General features: G+C 68.9%; 14 protein-coding genes. 9 read left to right on the top strand and 5 right to left on the bottom strand.

The genetic code is table 11. The features are described 5' to 3' along the window. Position 1: 1 nt before the first annotated feature. The 7 genes from BC358_RS03885 to BC358_RS03915 all read left to right on the top strand — a co-directional run bounded on the left by BC358_RS03885 (position 2) and on the right by BC358_RS03915 (position 9979). Positions 2-526 carry a chemotaxis protein CheW gene (locus tag BC358_RS03885; RefSeq protein WP_066160790.1) on the top strand — a complete coding sequence of 175 codons (525 nt, stop codon included), beginning with the start codon at positions 2-4 and terminating at the stop codon, positions 524-526. Between the two features lie 3 nt (positions 527-529). Beyond that, positions 530-2485 (top strand): methyl-accepting chemotaxis protein, encoded by a 1956-nt coding sequence (locus BC358_RS03890; protein ID WP_079364777.1) that lies wholly within the window; start codon positions 530-532, stop codon positions 2483-2485. Between the two features lie 27 nt (positions 2486-2512). Next, positions 2513-4336 (top strand): methyl-accepting chemotaxis protein, encoded by a 1824-nt coding sequence (locus BC358_RS03895; protein WP_079364778.1) that lies wholly within the window; start codon positions 2513-2515, stop codon positions 4334-4336. 49 nt (positions 4337-4385) lie between these two features. After that, positions 4386-5936 carry a methyl-accepting chemotaxis protein gene (locus tag BC358_RS22415; RefSeq protein WP_143434164.1) on the top strand — a complete coding sequence of 517 codons (1551 nt, stop codon included), beginning with the start codon at positions 4386-4388 and terminating at the stop codon, positions 5934-5936. A gap of 33 nt (positions 5937-5969) precedes the next feature. After that, entirely contained in the window at positions 5970-7520 is a 1551-nt protein-coding gene (locus BC358_RS03905; RefSeq protein WP_127805620.1) for a methyl-accepting chemotaxis protein, read from the top strand. A gap of 91 nt (positions 7521-7611) precedes the next feature. Further along, positions 7612-9114 (top strand): M20 family metallopeptidase, encoded by a 1503-nt coding sequence (locus BC358_RS03910; RefSeq protein WP_079364781.1) that lies wholly within the window; start codon positions 7612-7614, stop codon positions 9112-9114. A 13-nt stretch (positions 9115-9127) separates the two neighbouring features. Continuing rightward, complete coding sequence (locus tag BC358_RS03915) at positions 9128-9979, top strand: alpha/beta hydrolase (protein ID WP_079364782.1); 852 nt, start codon at positions 9128-9130, stop codon at positions 9977-9979. Positions 9980-9982: 3 nt separating this feature from the next. Here the strand turns inward: BC358_RS03915 and BC358_RS03920 are convergent, their stop codons facing one another. The 5 genes from BC358_RS03920 to BC358_RS03940 form a co-directional block, all read right to left on the bottom strand. Then, positions 9983-10489: a YidB family protein gene (locus BC358_RS03920; protein WP_079364783.1), complete on the bottom strand. Its 507-nt coding sequence runs from the start codon at positions 10487-10489 to the stop codon at positions 9983-9985. A 48-nt stretch (positions 10490-10537) separates the two neighbouring features. After that, positions 10538-11713: an MFS transporter gene (locus BC358_RS03925; protein WP_079364784.1), complete on the bottom strand. Its 1176-nt coding sequence runs from the start codon at positions 11711-11713 to the stop codon at positions 10538-10540. A gap of 56 nt (positions 11714-11769) precedes the next feature. Next, the gene (locus BC358_RS03930; RefSeq protein WP_079364785.1) at positions 11770-12114 is read right to left on the bottom strand and encodes a hypothetical protein; all 345 of its coding nucleotides are present in this window, start codon (positions 12112-12114) and stop codon (positions 11770-11772) included. A gap of 97 nt (positions 12115-12211) precedes the next feature. Further along, entirely contained in the window at positions 12212-12934 is a 723-nt protein-coding gene (locus BC358_RS03935) for a 16S rRNA (uracil(1498)-N(3))-methyltransferase (protein WP_079364786.1), read from the bottom strand. Positions 12935-12945: 11 nt separating this feature from the next. Further along, positions 12946-14037 (bottom strand): aminoglycoside phosphotransferase family protein, encoded by a 1092-nt coding sequence (locus BC358_RS03940; protein ID WP_079364787.1) that lies wholly within the window; start codon positions 14035-14037, stop codon positions 12946-12948. Positions 14038-14225: 188 nt separating this feature from the next. Here BC358_RS03940 and BC358_RS03945 point away from each other — a divergent pair, with 188 nt between their 5' ends. After that, the gene (locus BC358_RS03945; protein ID WP_256861414.1) at positions 14226-16676 is read left to right on the top strand and encodes an LPS-assembly protein LptD; all 2451 of its coding nucleotides are present in this window, start codon (positions 14226-14228) and stop codon (positions 16674-16676) included. A gap of 25 nt (positions 16677-16701) precedes the next feature. Further along, positions 16702-18039: a peptidylprolyl isomerase gene (locus tag BC358_RS03950; RefSeq protein ID WP_243721654.1), complete on the top strand. Its 1338-nt coding sequence runs from the start codon at positions 16702-16704 to the stop codon at positions 18037-18039. Positions 18040-18050: the final 11 nt, after the last annotated feature.

Here is an 18050-nt window from a genome sequence, read left to right on the forward strand (position 1 = left end):
CATGGACATGCACTCTCCCTCCACCGCTGCCGGCGATGCCCGCCACGTCGCAGGCCAGCAAGGCGCCCATGCCGAATTCCTGACCTTCCGCCTGGGTGCGGAGGAATACGGGATCGACATCCTGCGGGTGCAGGAGATCCGCTCCTACGAGGAGCCTACGCGGATCGCGAACGCGCCGCACTTCATCAAGGGCGTGGTGAACCTGCGCGGGGTGATCGTGCCGGTGGTGGACCTGCGCATCAAGCTGGGCTGCGAGAAGGTGGAATACAACGGCTTCACGGTGGTGATCGTGCTCAACGTGCGCGGCCGGGTGGTCGGTGCGGTGGTCGATTCGGTCTCGGACGTGCTGGAGCTGGCCAGCGAGCTGATCAAGCCGGCGCCGGAGATGAACACCTCGATGGACACGAGCTTCATCACGGGCATTGCCAGCGTGGGCGAGCGCATGCTGATCCTGATGGACATCGAGGCGCTGATGAGCAGTCCCGACATGGGGCTGATGGACAGCAGCTCGCAGAACCTGCAGTAAGCCATGAAGAACCCCACCATCAACAACCGCTCGCTGGCACGGCGCGTCGCGCTGCTGGCGGTGGCCATGCTCTCGGGCGTGCTGGTGACGATCAGCGTTGTCATGAGCCTGGTGGCCGAGGAGCGCTCCCGCGAGCGCATCGTGCAGTGGGTGGGCGACAAGACGCAGTCGGTCGCCGATTCGGTGGACGCCTTCGACGCCACCGCGCGCCTGATGACCGACCGCGCGTACCGGCCGTTCCGGGCCAAGTTCTCCCAGTTCTTTGAACTGGACGAGGCGGCCGGCCTGATCAAGAGCTGGTCGTTCCGCCTCAACGGCGAAACGAGCGACGTGGACGACTTCAACAAGATGACCGGCGGCGTGGCCACCGTGTTCATGCGCAAGGGCGAGGACTTCGAGCGCGTGACCACCTCGCTCAAGAAGGAAGACGGCGAGCGGGCCGTCGGCACCCTGCTGGCGCGCGACCACCCGGCCTACCCGCTGGTGCTGCAGGGCCAGAACTACACCGGCCGTGCCGTGCTGTTCGGCAAGCCCTACATGACGCACTACGAGGCTCTGAAGGACCAGGCCGGCAAGGTGGTGGGCATCCTGTTCATCGGTTTCGATCTCTCGGACTTCCAGACCGCGCTGCAGAAGCTGGTGAGCGAGGCCCGTTTCTTCGAGAACGGCTCCACCGTGATCATCGATCCGCGCAAGAGCGATGCGGACGCGGTGTTCGTCGTGCATCCCACGGCGGCGGGCAAGAAGGTGCTGGAGGCCTACCCCTCGGCCGGACCGCTGCTGGCCAGCCTTCGTGCCACGCCCGAGGCGTTCGTGGCGGACTCCACGTCCCTGGTCTCGAACGACCTGTCCAGCCCCTGGGTGGTCAAGCGACCCACCAAGGCCGGTGGCTGGTGGGTGGTGGCCGAGGTGTCGGACGACGAGGCCATGGCGTCGCACTGGGCCACCATGTACGCCTTCTGGGGCCTGCTGGTTGCGGCCACCGCGGTGCTGGGTCTGGGCCTGTACTGGCTGGTGCGGCGCAATGTCAGCCGCCCGCTGGGCAGCCTGACCGTCGCGGTCACGGCCGTGGCCAAGGGCGACCTGAGCCAGCGCTTCACCACCGACCGCAGCGACGAGATCGGCCGTCTGGTGCGCGAGGTCGAGGACATGCGCCAGCGCTTCGTCGGCATGCTCGGCGAGTTGCGCCATGCCAGCGACAGCATCGGCACGGCGAGCGCGGAGATCGCTTCGGGCAACCAGGACCTCTCCAGCCGCACCGAGCAGGCGGCCAGCAACCTGCAGCAGACCGCGGCCTCCATGGAGCAGCTGACCAGCACGGTCAGGAACAGCGCGGATGCGGCGCGCCAGGCCAACCAGCTGGCTGCCAGCGCCTCGGAGATTGCGGTGCGCGGTGGTCAGGTGGTCGACCAGGTGGTGCACACCATGCAGGAGATCCACCACAGCAGCCAGAAGATCAACGACATCATCGGCGTGATCGACGGCATCGCGTTCCAGACCAACATCCTCGCGCTCAACGCGGCGGTGGAGGCGGCGCGGGCCGGCGAGCAGGGCCGTGGTTTCGCGGTGGTGGCGGCCGAGGTGCGCAGCCTGGCGCAACGCAGCGCCGAGGCGGCCAAGGAGATCAAGGGGCTGATCAGCGCCAGCGTGGACAAGGTCGAGACCGGCAGCCGCCTGGTGGGCGATGCGGGTCAGACCATGGGCGAGGTGGTGGCCAGCGTGCAGCGGGTGACGGAGATCATCGGCGAGATCAGCTCGGCCGCGGGCGAACAGAGCGACGGCATCGGCCAGGTGAACGTGGCGGTGACGCAGCTGGACCAGATGACGCAACAGAACGCGGCACTCGTAGAAGAGAGCGCAGCCGCCGCGCAAAGCCTCAGGGAGCAGGCCACTCGATTGACTCAGGTCGTGGCGACGTTCCGCACCGAGGGTGCGGCCCACACGGAATCGCTTCGCTGACCAGACCCGACCCCACGAAGGACCAACATGAAATTCAACAACCTCAAGATCAGCCAGCGCCTGGGCCTGGGCTTTGGTGCCGTGCTGCTGCTGCTCCTGCTGCTGACCGCCATGGCGTTCAATGCCGTGACTTCCGCGACCGCCGGACAGCAGCGCCTGCTCGAAATGAACCGGCTGGTGCAGCTCGCCGACGAGTGGGTGGCCAGCACGCAGCTGAACGTCAACCGCGTGATGGCGATGGCCAAGTCCGCCAACCACCCGGAGGTGGACAGCTACTTCAAGCCGCTGATGGCCGAAACCACCGAGCGCATCAACACGCTGCAGAAGGACCTGGAAGCGGCGATCACCTCCGAACAGGGCAAGAGCCTGCTGGCCGACATCGGCGCACGGCGCAAGGAATACATCGAGGTGCGCAAGACGTACTTCGATGCGCTCAAGGCGGTGGAGCCGGAGGCATCCACCATGCTGACCGAGAAGCTGTTGCCCGCGGCGCAGCGCTACATCGGCGCCATGCAGGAACTCCAGAAACACGAACATGCGCTGGTGGCCCAGGAAGTGGAGCAGGCCGGCGCCGCGCTGTCGCGCCAGATGAGCATCATCGGCGTCCTCGCCTGCGTGGCCCTGCTGGTCGGCGCGCTGGTGGCCTGGCGCGCGGCCCGTTCGGTGTCGGTGCCGGTGGCCGGTGCGGTGCGTGCCGCGCGGGCGGTGGCCGATGGCGATCTGACCCAGCCGCTGGTCGTGGACCGTGGTGACGAGCTCGGCCAGCTGCAACAGGCGCTGGCCGACATGAAGGCCTCGCTGGTGGCAACCGTGTCCCAGGTGCGCGGCGCCAGCGACAGCATCAACGTGGCTTCCCGCGAGATCGTCTCGGGCAACCACGACCTCTCCAGCCGCACCGAACAGGCGGCCAGCAACCTGCAGCAGACCGCGGCCTCCATGGAGGAACTGACCAGCACGGTCAGGAACAGCGCCGATGCGGCGCGCCAGGCCAACCAGCTGGCCGCCAGCGCCTCGGAGATTGCGGTGCGCGGTGGACAGGTGGTCGACCAGGTGGTGCACACCATGCAGGAGATCCACCACAGCAGCCAGAAGATCAGCGACATCATCGGCGTGATCGACGGCATCGCGTTTCAGACCAACATCCTGGCGCTCAACGCGGCGGTGGAGGCGGCGCGGGCCGGCGAGCAGGGCCGTGGTTTCGCGGTGGTGGCGGCCGAGGTGCGCAGTCTGGCGCAGCGCAGCGCCGAGGCAGCCAAGGAAATCAAGGGGCTGATCAGCGCCAGCGTCGACCGCGTGGACGCGGGCAGCCGCCTGGTGGGCGAAGCCGGTCAGACCATGAACGAGGTGGTCGGCTCGATCCGCCGTGTGACCGACATCGTCGGCGAGATCAGCGCGGCCGCAGGCGAGCAGAGCGACGGCATCGGCCAGGTCAACACCGCTGTCAACCAGCTGGACCAGATGACGCAGCAGAACGCCGCGCTGGTCGAGGAAAGCGCGGCAGCTGCCGAGAGCCTGAAGGACCAGGCGGCCCGGCTGGCGCAGGTCGTGTCGATTTTCAAGGTCGATGGCGCCATCCGCGCCACGGGCGCCCCCGCCCAGCCGGCGGCAGCACCCGCTGCCTCTGCGACCCGCGCGACCACCGCACCCGTGCAGGCGGCCCGGGCACCGGCTTCGGCACCGGCCAAGGCGGCCGCGAGCCCGGTGGTGCGCGAACAGCCGTCCAAGGCATCGGCCCCAGCACCGCTGACCACCGCCACCCGGGCTCCTGCGCCCGCTGTGGCCCCGGTGTCTCCCGCCAAGGTGGTGACCAGTGCCAGTGCCAATACCGAAGGCGACTGGGAAAGTTTCTGAAGCCAATACCAACCTTCCGGCGAGTCTCATCATGTGGATCCGGTCCTTTATGCGTCACTTTTCCATCCGCTTCCGAATGATCGGCGCCATCGGCGTCGTGCTGGCCCTGCTGTTCGTGGTGGGCAGCGCCGGTCTGTGGGGCATGCAGCGCATGCAGGCCCTGAGTCAGGAGTTTGTCGATCACGCCTTCCATGAGACCGTCGAGCTGTCCAAGCTGCGACTGGCCATGGCGGACCTCAGCCGCCACGAGAAGGACATGGTGATCCACTACGAATCGCCCGAGCAGCTGTCGCTGGCGAACATGAAGTGGGAGAAGACCCGCGACGAGATCGGCCAGCTGATGCTGGCACTGCAGCAGGGCGAGGCCGACGAGGACAACGCGGTGCTGCAGCAGATGAGCGCCAAGCTCAAGGACTACTCGGCGGCGGTCGAACCCACGGTGGCCAACATCAAGGCCGGGGGCTACGACAGCGCCACCGTGGCCAACCGCATGCTGGCGCGCGCCCACGACCGCTACGCCGAACTGCAGGCCGACATGAAGAAGATCGAGGCCATCATCTCGGCGGAAGCGGCGGCGGTGCAGGCCGAGCAGGTCGGCACCGGTCAGCAGACGATGCTGCTGTTCGGCATCGCGGTGGCGGTGGCGGTGCTGGTGGTGGTGCCGACCACCCTGGCCAACATGCAGAGCATCTGCCGCCCGCTCGACCAGGCGCAGCGCCTGGCCATGGCCATCACGCGCGGCGACCTCACCCAGCCGGTCGCGGTGGAAGGCAAGGACGAGCTCACGCGGCTGATGTCGGCGCTGGGCGAGATGCAGGCATCGCTCGCACGCATCGTCAGCCAGGTGCGCCAGACCACCGACAGCATCGGTGTGGCCAGCGCGGAGATCGCCTCGGGCAACCAGGACCTGTCCAGCCGCACCGAGCAGGCCGCCTCCAGCCTGCAGCAGACCGCCAGCAGCATCGACCAGATCACCAGCACCGTGCAGCAGAGCGCCGAGTCGGCGCGCCAGGCCAGCGAGATGGCCCAGGCCAACGCGGTGGTGGCGGCGCGCGGCGGCGAGGTGGTCGGCGAGGTCGTGGCGACCATGCAGGAGATCAACCACCGCAGCCAGAAGATCGGCGACATCATCGGTGTGATCGACGGCATCGCCTTCCAGACCAACATCCTGGCGCTCAACGCAGCCGTCGAGGCGGCGCGCGCGGGCGAACAGGGCCGCGGCTTTGCCGTGGTGGCCGGCGAGGTGCGCAGCCTGGCGCAGCGCAGCGCCGAAGCGGCGCGGGAGATCAAGGGCCTGATCGGCGCCAGCGTCGAGAAGGTCGAGGCCGGCACGCGCCAGGTCACCGAGGCCGGCACCACCATCGGCGAGATCGTCGCGAACGCGCAGAGGATTTCCGATCTGATCGGTCACATCACCACGGCGGCCAACGAGCAGAGCCAGGGCATCGGGCAGGTCAACGGCGCCGTGGGGCAGCTCGACCAGATGACGCAGCAGAACGCCGCGCTGGTGGAAGAAAGCGCAGCGGCGGCCCAGAGCCTGCAGGACCAGGCGCAGAAGCTGGCCGGTGTGGTGGCCACTTTCCGGCTGAGTGCCGGTTGATTTAGGTAGAGAGAAACAATCATGTTGAATCAGATGAGTCTTCGCGGCCGCATCCTGCTGCTGGTGGTGGTGGCGGTGCTGGGCATCGCGGTCATGGGTGCGCTGTCGGTGGTGCAGACCAAGCGCCAGCTCACCGACGCCCGCCACGGTCAGCTCGTCACGGCGGTCGAGTCGGCCCACTCCATCGTCGAGGGCTTCCGTGCCATGCAGACGTCCGGCAAGCTCGGCGCCGAGGTGGCGCAGGCAGCGGCCAAGGCCGCGGTCGCGCATGCGCGCTACGGCGAGGGCGGCAAGGAGTACCTCTACATCTGGTCGCTCGACGGTGTGGGCGTGATGCACCCGATCAAGCCGGAGTGGGATGGTCAGAACATGGTCGGCAAGGTCAAGGACGGTGAGGGTGCCGACGTCATCGCGTCCCTGGTCAACGGCATGCGCCAGAGCACCGACGGCCGGGCCTTCGTGCAGACCAATTTCCCGCGCCCGGGCGACACGAAATCGGTGCCCAAGCTGCAGTACATCATGAAGGTCGATGGCTGGAACTGGATGGTGGGCTCGGGCCTGTACACCGACGACCTGGACGCCATGGTGTGGCGCACCCTGGCGGTCAACGGTGCGCTGGCGCTGTCGGGGCTGCTGGTGATCGCCGGCATCGGCTGGCTGACGCTGCGCAGCGTGATGCGCCAGATCGGTGGCGAGCCGGCCCTGGCGGTGTCGGCGATGCGTTCGGTGGCCGATGGCGACCTGACCGTCACCCTGCCCCGTGTGCCCGCTGGCAGCCTGCTCGCGGCGCTGGCCGACATGATCGCCTCGCTGCGGGGCACCGTGAGCCAGGTGCGCACGGCGACCGACAGCATCAGCACCGCCAGCACCGAGATCGCCTCGGGCAACCAGGACCTGTCTAGCCGCACCGAGCACACGGCCAGCAACCTGCAGGAAACCGCGGCCAGCATGGAAGAACTGACCGGCACCGTGCGGCAGAGCGCCGAGTCGGCGCGCACGGCGACCCAGCTGGCCGAGGCCGCAGCGGGCACCGCACGCCGCGGCGGCACCGTGGTGGGCGAGGTGGTGCACACCATGCGCGAGATCAACGAGAGCAGCCGCAAGATCAACGACATCATCGGCGTGATCGACGGCATCGCGTTCCAGACCAACATCCTGGCACTCAACGCAGCCGTCGAGGCGGCGCGCGCGGGCGAACAGGGCCGCGGCTTTGCCGTGGTGGCCGGCGAGGTGCGCAGCCTGGCGCAGCGCAGCGCCGAGGCCGCCAAGGAGATCAAGGGCCTGATCGGCACCAGCGTGGACCGCGTGGAGGCGGGCACGCGCCTGGTCAGCGAGGCGGGCCAGACCATGGACGAGATCGTGGCCAGCGTGCAGCGCGTGACCGACGTCATCAGCGAGATCGGTGCCGCCACAGGCGAGCAGAGCCAGGGCATTGCCCAGGTCGGCTCGGCGGTGGCCCAGCTGGACCAGATGACGCAGCAGAACGCTGCGCTGGTGGAAGAGAGCGCCGCCGCGGCCCAGAGCCTGCGGGACCAGGCGCAGCGGCTGGCTGGCGTGGTCGCCACCTTCCGCCTGTCGGCCTGAGCGCGGTTTTCGGAAGTTCCCGCCGTCCTGCCGGGGCGGTGGTCTGCCTATACTGGCCCTCTGTCGCACCGCCCGCGCCGAGAGGACCGCCATGAACGCCCGCCTGCCCGCTTCCGCCCTGCCCCTGGAACCGCAAGCCCTGCAATCGCAGGTCGACGCCGCCTGGCGCGAATCCATCGTGCCCGAGCTGCAGCGCTACATCGCGGTGCCGGCCAAGTCGCCGATGTTCGACCCCGACTGGGCGGCCCACGGCCTGCTCGAACGCGTGCTGCAGAACGCCGCCGACTGGGTGCGCGCGCAGCAGGTGCCCGGCCTGCAGCTGGAGATCGTGCGCCTGAACGACGCGCACGGAAAGCCGCGCACACCGGTGCTGTTCTTTGAACTGCCGGCCAGCGAAGGAAAGGACGGCACGCCCGCCCCGGCGTCTGGCCAGACCGTGCTGATGTACGGCCACCTCGACAAACAACCCGAATTCAACGGCTGGCGCAGCGACCTGGGGCCGTGGACCCCTGTGATCGACGACGGCAAGCTCTACGGCCGCGGTGGCGCCGACGACGGCTACGCCATCTACGCCGCCATCACCGCCATCCAGGCGCTCAAGGCCCAGGGCGTGGCGCACCCGCGCATCGTCGGCCTGATCGAGACCAGCGAAGAAAGCGGCTCGGCCGACCTGCTGCCCTACGTGGACGCGCTGAAAGCGCGACTGGGCGACGTGGGTCTGGTGATCTGCCTGGACAGCGGCGCCGGCAACTACGACCAGCTGTGGCTCACCACCAGCCTGCGCGGCATGGCCAGCGGCGTGCTCAAGGTCGAAATCCTCACCGAAGGCATCCACTCGGGCGACGCGTCCGGCCTGGTGCCGTCGAGCTTCCGCATCATGCGGCAGGTGCTGGACCGGCTGGAAGACAGCGGCACCGGCCGTCTGCTGCCGGCCAGCTTCCACTGCGAGGTGCCGGCCGAGCGGCTGGCGCAGGCGCAGGCCACCGCCGCCATCCTGGGCGACGAGCTGTTCAAGCGCTTCCCCTGGGCGCACCACGACTGCGGCGGCGCTACCGTGTCCGCCCTGCCCACCACCACCGACCCGGTCGAGGCGCTGCTGGCGCGTACCTGGCGGCCCACGCTGTCGGTCACCGGCGCCGACGGTTTCCCGGACATCGCCAACGCCGGCAACGTGCTGCGCCCGTACACCGCGTTCAAGCTCAGCCTGCGCCTGCCGCCGCTGGTCGAGGCCGCGCCCGCCGTGCAGCAGCTCAAGGCCCTGCTGGAAGACAACGCGCCCTACCAGGCCAAGGTGACGTTCGAGGGCCTGAGCTCGGCCACCGGCTGGAATGCGCCCTCCACCACGCCGTGGTTCGAGCAGGCGCTGCAGGACGCCTCGCAGGCGCACTACGGCGCCGCCTGCGCCACCATCGGCCAGGGCGGCACCATCCCGCTGATGAACATGCTCAGCCAGGGCTTCCCCACCGCGCAGATGATGGTCTGCGGCGTGCTCGGCCCGCGCAGCAACGCGCACGGGCCCAATGAATTCCTGCACCTGGACTACGCGCGGCGCCTGACCGCCTCGGTGGCGCAGGTCATCGCCCGCATGCCCTGACGCCGCGCCGCCCATGTCCGACACCACCCAGGCGCCCTTCACCCTGCGCGACGGCCTGAACATCGCGCTCTACGACTGGCCCCTGCCGTCGCGGCAGCGGCCGCGGGCCGTGGTGCTCATCGTGCATGGGCTGGGCGAACACGCCTGGCGCTACGACGCGGTGGCACAGCGCCTGAACGAGTGGGGCTTCAGCGTGCGCGCCTACGACCAGCGCGGCCACGGCGACTCGGGCGGTGACCGCGGGGTGCTGTCGGACGACGACGACCTGCTGGCCGACCTGCAGGAGCTGGTGGACGACACGCGCCGGCACATCGCCGAACCCTGGGCCTGCCCCCTGGTGCTGCTGGGCCACAGCATGGGCGGCCTGGTGGCCTCCACCTTCGTGCAGCGCGGCATCGAGCCGGTGGATGCCCTGGTGCTCTCGTCGCCCGCGCTGGACACCGGCATGAGCGCGTTCCAGCGCCTGCTGACCCGGCTGCTCTACCGCTGGGCACCCGACCTCACCGTGCCCAACGGGCTGGATCCGAGCGGCATCTCCCACGACCCGGCGCAGGTGGCGGCCTACCAGCGCGACCGGCTGGTGCACAACCGCATTTCGGCGCGGCTGGCGCGCTTCATCGACAGCAACGGCCCGCGCGTGGTGGCGGCCGCGCCGACCTGGCAGGTGCCCACGCTGCTGATGTACGCCGGGGCCGACCGGCTGGTGCGGCCCGAGGGCAGCCGCGCCTTTGCCGCGGTCGCGCCGAAGGGGCTGGTGCACAGCCGCCGGTTCGATGGGCTGTTTCACGAAATCTTCAACGAGACCGACCCCTCGGCGGTGTACGCCGAACTGCGCGCCTGGCTCGACGCGCACATTCCGGCCTGAGGCTCAGCGCCGGCCCATCAGGCCGCCGAGCATGCCCATGAGGTCGCCCGCATCCAGACCCCCGGCACCACCGCGCTGACCGCCGCCGAGCAGCGAACCGAGCGCGTCCAGGCCGTTGTCCGGCGGCACCTGCCCCTGGGGGGTGAGCTGGTCGATCAGGCCGGGCAGCAGGTCGGCCATGGTGCCGGCGGCCTGCTGCTGGCTGCCCCCGAGCTGGCGGGCGATCATGTCCATCAGGTCCGGGCCCAGGGCGCTGCCCAGCGCGTCGGGCGAGACCGGCTGGTTGGCCCCCGTGCCGACCCAGGAGGAGGCGGCGTCGCCCAGGCCGGCCTGCTGCAGTTTGGCCAGGATGCCCGAGAGTCCTCCCGCGTTGTTCATCAGCACGCCGATCAGACCGATCAGCAGCTGCGGGTCCAGACCACCGGGGCCGCCTTGCGCCGGCTGGCTGTTCTGCTGTCCCCCGAAGGCGGCGTTCGTGGCCGCGCCCACCAGTGAATCCAACAGTCCCATGCGAGCTCTCCTCTCAATGCGTGGCGTCCGGCGCCGACCGGGGCCGGTTCAGGCCGGATTGTGGGCCGCGCGCCGGAGCCAGGCAAGCCAGCCCAGCGCCACCCCGGTGAGGGCCACGGGCACCAGCGAACCCAGGTTCAGCAAGGCCCAGCCCTGGGTGGTGACGAGGGCACCGGAGGCGAACGAGGTGACGGCCATGGTGGCAAAAACGAAGAAGTTGATGGCGGCCTGTGCGCGGTCTTTTTCCTCAGGCCTGTAGGCCTGCAGCGACAGCGTGGTGCTGCCGGTGAACAGGAAGTTCCAGCCCACGCCCAGCAGGAACAGCGCGATCAGGAACTGGTGCAGGTCCACACCGGTCAGCGCAATGGCGATGCAGGCGGCGTTCAGCAGCACGCCCACGCCCATGATGGTCAGCACGCCGAAGCGCTTGATCAGGTGGCCGGTGAAGAAGCCGGGCGCAAACATGCCGATCACGTGCCACTCCAGCACCAGCGCGGCGTCGTCGAACTCGAAGCCGCAGACCTGCATGGCCAGCGGCGTGGCGGCCATCAGCAGGTTCATCACGCCGTAGCCCAGCGCCGCGCCCGCGGCGGCCACGATGAAGACGGGCTGCCTCATGATCTCCGAGAGCGGCCGGCCGGTGTCGGCGTTGGCCTTCTTCGGCGGCAGCGGCGGGAACGTCATGAAGGCCATCACCGCCATCGACAGCAGCGCCACCACCGCCAGCGCCAGGTAGGCGCCGGCGAACGGCACCTCCAGCAGGTTGCGCGTGCGGCTGGCCAGGTTGGGGCCGAGCACCGCGCCCACCAGACCGCCGGCCAGCACCAGCGACACCGCCTTTTCGCGGTAGTCCGGTGCCGCCAGTTCGGCGGCGGCGAAGCGGTAGAGCTGGCCGTTGGCGCTGTAGTAGCCGGCGATCACGGTGGCCGCCACCAGCAGCCAGAAGTTCTTGTCCATCGCGGCCCACCAGCACAGCAAGGCCGAGCCCAGGGCGACCAGCAACCCGATCTGGAACGAGCCCTGGCGGCCGAAAGCGCTCTGGGTGCGCGCCACCAGCGGGGTGGACAACGCGCCGCCGACCACATAGCCCATCACCGGCAGGGTGGCCATCCATCCCAGCGGGGCCAGCGAGAGCCCCACCAGCCCGTTGATGGCGATGAAGACCACGTTGTTGGTCAGGAACAGGCCTTGCGCGGCGGCCAGCAGCCAGAGGTTTTTGTTCATAAGTCAGCGTTTATACAAGGTGGCGGCGCCGCGCCGCACGCCACCCTGAACGCGGCTCAGGATTGCGGCCGTGTCACGGCGACCAGGCGCATCCCCTTGCCGCGGCTGAGAAAGTACTCGCCTTGCGGACTGATGACCACCGCGCGGTGTGCCGCAGGGTCCGAGAAGTAGCGCCACCCTTCGCCGGCCTGGCCGGCGCCCGCAGTGGTGGGCACCACCTGCATGCCGTGATCGAAGCCCTGGGCGGAACGGTTGGAGCGGCTGTGGTGGGAATCGTCACGGTGCTGCGCCGACCGCTGGGTCGGCTGGTTATCGCGCTGGTGTTCGCCGGCCGTGGCCAGCGATGCGGTGGTGGCCAGGGCCAGGCAAGCGGCGCCAGCGAGAAGCAGGTGCTTGTTCATGGTGAACTCCTTCGTGCGTGGCAGTCGGTATTGACTGTGGAACGCAGTCTGTGCCGGTCCGCCTGTACCCGCGCTGAAGGGTTCGTTCAGCGGTCGTTCACACCTGGGCGCTCACCAGGGCCGCGAGCGCCGCCGTTTCCGCCCGCAGGATGCGGGGCCCCAGCGTGACGGGCACAAAGCCCGCGGTGCGCGCCAGGGCGTCTTCCTGCGCAGACAGTCCGCCTTCCGGGCCGCTGAGGAAGAGCACCGGTGTGTCGGCCGGCTGCTCGCGCAGCACCTCCGGCAGCGGGCGTGAGCCGTCCGCCAGCGAGAGCACGCAGCGCAGCGGGGCGATGTGCCCGCTGTCACGCAACCAGGCGGCCACGTCGGCCACCGGCCGCACCGCTGGCACGCGGTTGCCGCCGCACTGTTCGCAGGCCGCGACCGCGACCGATTGCCAGTGACCCTGCTTCTTGGCCGCACGTTCACCACTGAGGCGCAGCACGCTGTGCGCGGTGTGCAGGGGCTGCAGGCTGGCCACGCCGAGTTCGGCGGCCTTTTCCACCAGCCAGTCCATGCGCTCGTTGGCCGGCATGCCCATGGCGAGGTGCACGCGCCGCGCCGGCTCGCGCTCGACGTCTTCAAACGCGCCGACCTTGACCGCGACGTCGCTGCGGCCCATGCGCAGGATGGTGGCCGACCACTGGCCACCTTCTCCGTTGAACAGGGTGATCGCATCGCCGGGCTGGTGGCGCAGCACCTGCACGTGGCGCGCGGCAGCGGCCGGCAGTTCCAGCTCGGCGCCGGCGCTCAGCGGGATGGGGCAGTGAAAGCGGGGCACGCTGGAACGGCTCAGACGCGGCCGAAGGCGAAGCCGCTGGCCGCCTGCAGGCCTTCCACTTCATCGATCAGTTTCAGCAGCGGACCGAGTTCCCGGTAGCGGTGGGCGGTGGCCCGGATGTAGGCGATGAAGCGCGGCGCATCGGCCAGGTATTTGGGCTTGCCATCGCGCAGCGTCAGTCGCGCGAAGATGCCGGCCACCTTCAGATGGCGCTGCAGGCCCATCCACTCGACCGCCCGGTAGAAGGCGCCGAAGTCGCTGTGCCAGTCCTCGAAGTCCATCAGCCCGGCCTTGCGCGCCTTTTCCCAGTAGCGCACGGTGATGTCGATGACGAAGTCCTCTTCCCAGCTCAGGAAGGCGTCGCGCATCAGGCTGGCGATGTCGTAGGTGATGGGGCCGTGCACCGCGTCCTGAAAATCGAGCACGCCCAGCTGCTGCGCGGGCGTGGTGCCGGGCTGGGCCGGGATCATCAGGTTGCGCGGCATGAAGTCGCGGTGCACATGCACCACGGGCGCGGCCAGGTTGCGCGCCACGATGGTGTCGAAGGTCTTCTGCAGCGTGCCGGCGATGGCGCCTTCGATCTTCACCTGACGGTGCTGCGCGAGGTACCAGTCGGGAAACAGCTGCAGCTCGCGGCGCAACAGGGCTTCGTCGTAGGGCGGCAGTTCGCCCGGCTTCGAGGCCAGCTGCCAGGCCAGCAGCGTGTCCACCGCCTGCAGGTAGCGCGCATGGTTGGCCTGGGGGTGGTCGGCGTCGATCCGCTCCATCATGGTCTGCGTGCCCAGGTCGGGCAGCAGCATGAAGCCCCGGGGTTCGTCCCAGGCCAGGATGTCGGGCACCAGCAGGCCGGCGGCCTTCATCAGGCCCGCCACGTGAACGAAGGGCGCGCAGTTTTCCTTGTCGGGCGGTGCATCCATGACGATGCGGCTGCCGCCGTCGACGGTGTCCACGCGCAGGTAGCGGCGGAAACTGGCGTCGGCCGAGGCCGGGCGCAGCGTTTCGGGGCGCAGGCCCTGGGCCGTGGCCAGCCCTTGCAGCCAGTGGTCGAAGGCGGCGTGGCGGGCCGGATCGGCCCAGGTGACTGCGGGGGTGTTCGGCGTCATGGAAGCGGGGGGAGACGGAGGCGCCGACGTGCTGGCAGGCCGGGCGGGTGGCATAGGATAATGGCCGGAGATTCTACAAATCCCCCTTGCCGTTGGTCACCTCCGCCGGCAGTCCGAGGCCCGGTCGATCGACAGCGACGGGGCATGTGCCACCGAAATCAGAGACGGCCGTTTCGCCACACACCGCCTTGAAACCTGATTCCTCCTCCCTGAACAGCCCCGCCCGTCTGCCGCGCATGGCGCGACTTCCGGAACCCACCACCCTGGCGCGCGCTGTGCAGGGAGCGTTGGCCATGCTCGCACTGGGCGGCGCCTGTGCTCCGTCCTGGGCCCAGAACACCGGTGCCGGTCCCGACGCGGCGGCCATCCGGCTCAAGTCCGGCGAGTCGCTGATCCAGCAGGTACCGACGGAGGTTCGCAAGCAGCTGCCCGTTTTCATCTGGGGCGAGAGCCTGGAAGGCGAAATGGACGGGGTGACGGTCATGCAGGGCGGCGCCGAGCTGCGCCGGCACGACACCGTGATCCGCGCCGACCGCATCGAACACGACAAGCGCACCGGCGAGACCAAGGCCCAGGGCAATGTGCTCATCAACCGCAACGGCGACCGATTCACCGGCCCGGATGCCGAGGTCAACGTCAACAGCCACTGGGGACACTTCAACCAGCCCGAGTTTTCGCTGCTGAAGAACGAAGGCAAGGGCGATGCGCGCCGGGTCGACTTCATGGGCGACGACCGCACCATGGTGTACGACGGCCGCTACTCGACCTGCCCGCGACCGCCGGGCTCGACCTGGATGCCCGACTGGATCGTGCGCGCCTCGTCCATCGAACTGGACCGGGTGGAGGACGTGGGCATTGCCAAGTCGGGCGTGATCGAGTTCAAGGGGGTGCCCATCCTGGCCGCGCCCATCCTGAGCTTCCCGCTGTCGGACCAGCGCAAGACCGGTGCCCTGCCACCCAGCCTGAGCATCAGCACGCAGAGCGGCGTGGAGCTGTCGACGCCCTACTATTTCAACATCGCCCCCAACTACGACGCCACGGTCACGCCCACGCTGATGACCAAGCGCGGACTGGACCTGTCGGGCGAATTCCGGTATCTGCAACCCGGTTACACCGGCAGCCTGCGCACGTCCTACATGCCCTCGGACAAGCTGCGCGACGACGACCGCTGGGCGGTGGCCTACCGCCACAGCCACCAGCTGACCCGACCGATCGGTGGTGGCAGTCCGATTGGACTGCGCGTGAACCTCAACAAGGTCAGCGATGACAACTACTGGCGCGACTTCCCGCGCACCATCACCTCGCTGACCTCGCGCCTGCTGCACAACGAGGTGTCGATGGGCTGGGGCAAGGGGCCTTGGTCGGTCAGCGCCGGCATGTACCGGTACCAGACCCTGCAGGATGTGAATGCGCCGATCACACCCCCGTTCGACCGGCTGCCGTCCATGGGCTTTTCCTACGAGCAGCCCAACCAAACCCTGTTTGGTGCCCCTGGCTGGGATTTGTCCTTCGCTACCAACGCGACGCGCTTTCAGCGCGCGGTGCTGAGTGCGGGTGTGCCCACAGGGCGGGAGATCGGTGGCGACCGTTCGGTGGCCGTGGCCCAGATCGCGCGCCGCTGGCAGGCGCCGGGCTGGTACGTCACGCCCAAGGCGCGCGTGCACATGGCGCGCTACAGCAACGACAATACGACCGGGTCCAATGTGTCGGCCACGCGCACCGTGCCGACGGTCAGCATCGACAGCGGCCTCGTGTTCGAGCGACCCACCGAGTTCCTCGGCACCAGCTACATCCAGACCCTGGAGCCACGCGCCTTCGCGACCTGGACGCCGTTCCGCGACCAGAGCAAGCTGCCCAACTACGACTCGGGCGCCCGCGACTTCAACTACTCCAGCATGTTTGCCGAACATGCCTTCAGTGGCAACGACCGCATCAGCGACACCCGGGCGGTGACGGTGGGCGTGAGCTCGCGTCTGCTGGACTCGGAGACCGGGGCCGAGGTGGTGCGCCTGGGTGTCGCCCAGCGCGCCCTGCTGGCCGACCAGAACGTCACGCTGCCACGGGGCACGCCGGTCACCGAACGCCTGAGCGACACCCTGCTTGCGGGGCGTGTGCAGTGGGATCCGCTGTGGTCGCTCGACGCCAACGTGCAGTACAACACCAAGACCCGCGAGTCCCGCCGCACCACTCTCGGTGGCCGGTACACCCCAGGGCCTTACAAGGTGCTCAGCGCCGCCTACCGCATCCAGAAAGGTGTGAGCGAGCAACTCGATCTGGGCTGGCAGTGGCCGCTGTCCGGCATCTGGGGCCGCACGCCCGAACCGGTGCCTGGAAGGGCACTCGGGCCGGGGCAGTGGTACGGTGTCGGGCGCCTGAACTACAGCATGCCCGACCGCAAGCTCATCGACGTGATTGCCGGTTTCGAGTACGACGCCGGCTGCTGGCTGGGACGTGTCGTCCTGGAGCGTCTGCAGACCAGTTCAAACACCTCGGATCGCCGCATCCTGTTCCAGCTCGAGTTCAACGGGTTCTCGAAGGTCGGTGGCAGTTCCTTGCAGAGCATCCAGGCCAACGTGCCCAAATACCAGTACCTGCGTGAAGAAGTCGTCCAGCCCAACCGTTTCCAGCAATATGACTGACCGTCCGGGAGTTCACCTCAGAGGCTTGCAGATCCTGTTGGCCGGGGGGCTGTTGCTGGGCGCGTGGCCGGCGCAGGGTCAGGCACTGCGCCCTGCCGCGGAGTTGCAGCGCCCGGTCAGCGGGCCCTCGACCCGCACCGTGGACTACATCGTCGCACTGGTCAACTCCGAGCCCGTGACCAATTTTGATGTCCGGCAGCGCATGTTGCGTGTCGAGCAGCAGTTCGCGGCCCAGGGCCGCAGCCTTCCTCCTCGCGACCAACTGGCGAAGCAGGTGATGGAGCAACTCATCGTGGAGAGGGCGCTGTTGCAGCAGGCCACCGAACAGGGCGTTCGGGTGGACGAGGCCACACTGGCGCAGGCCGAGCAATCGCTGGCGGCTCAGAACCAGCTCAGTGTGGAGGCCTTCCGGCGGCGGCTGGCCGCCGAAGGCATGGACATCAACAAACTGCGCAACGAACTGCGCAACCAGGTGCTGCTGCAGCGCCTGCGCGACCGCGAGGTGGAGGCGCGCGTGCGCGTCACCGAGGCCGACATCGACCGCTTCATCGCGGAGCGGCAGGCGGCCCGTCCCGAAGGGCTGGAGCTCAACCTGGGACACGTGTTGGTGCAAGTGCCCGAGGGAGCCGGCCCCGACAAGCTGCGTGAGCTGGAAGCCCGGGCCCAGGGGGTGGCCGACCGGTTGCGCAACGGTGCCGATCTGGCGGTCCAGGCGCGCGAGTATTCAGAAGCGCCCGAGGCGTCCAGTGGAGGTCTTCTCGGGTTCCGCCCGCTGTCGCGCCTGCCCGAACTGTTTGTGCAGGCCACACGCAACCTGCCGGTGGGCGGCGTCGCCGGGCCCTTGCGCAGTGCGGCCGGGCTGCACGTGCTCAAGGTGGTGGACAAGCGCCAGGCACCGTTGCCCGAACTGAGCGTCGTGCAGAGCCGCGCGCGCCACATCCTGCTTCGTCCGGGGGCTCAGCTGAGCCAGGACGAAGCCATTGCAAGGCTGAACAGCTATCGCCAGCAGGTCGCTGCGGGGCAGGCCAGCTTTGAAGATCTGGCCCGTCAGCACAGCCAGGATGGCTCTGCCCGCCAGGGCGGCGACCTGGGATGGGTGTCGCCCGGCCAGTTCGTGCCCGAGTTCGAGCAGGTGATGAATGCGCTGCGCCCTGGCGAGGTGTCGCAACCGGTGGTGTCGCGGTTTGGTGTGCACCTGATCCGGCTGGAGGAGCGTCGCCAGGCCGCGCTCAGCGAGCGTGAGCAGCGCGACATGGCGCGCGAACTGGTGCGCGAACAGAAGGCCGACGACGCGATCAACGCGTGGACCGAAGAAGTGCGCAGCCGCGCCTTTGTCGAGATGCGCGAAGCGCCGCAGCCTTGAGTCGTCACCGG

This window comes from Hydrogenophaga sp. H7 (genome assembly GCF_002025745.1).
GTDB lineage: Bacteria > Pseudomonadota > Gammaproteobacteria > Burkholderiales > Burkholderiaceae_C > Hydrogenophaga > Hydrogenophaga pseudoflava.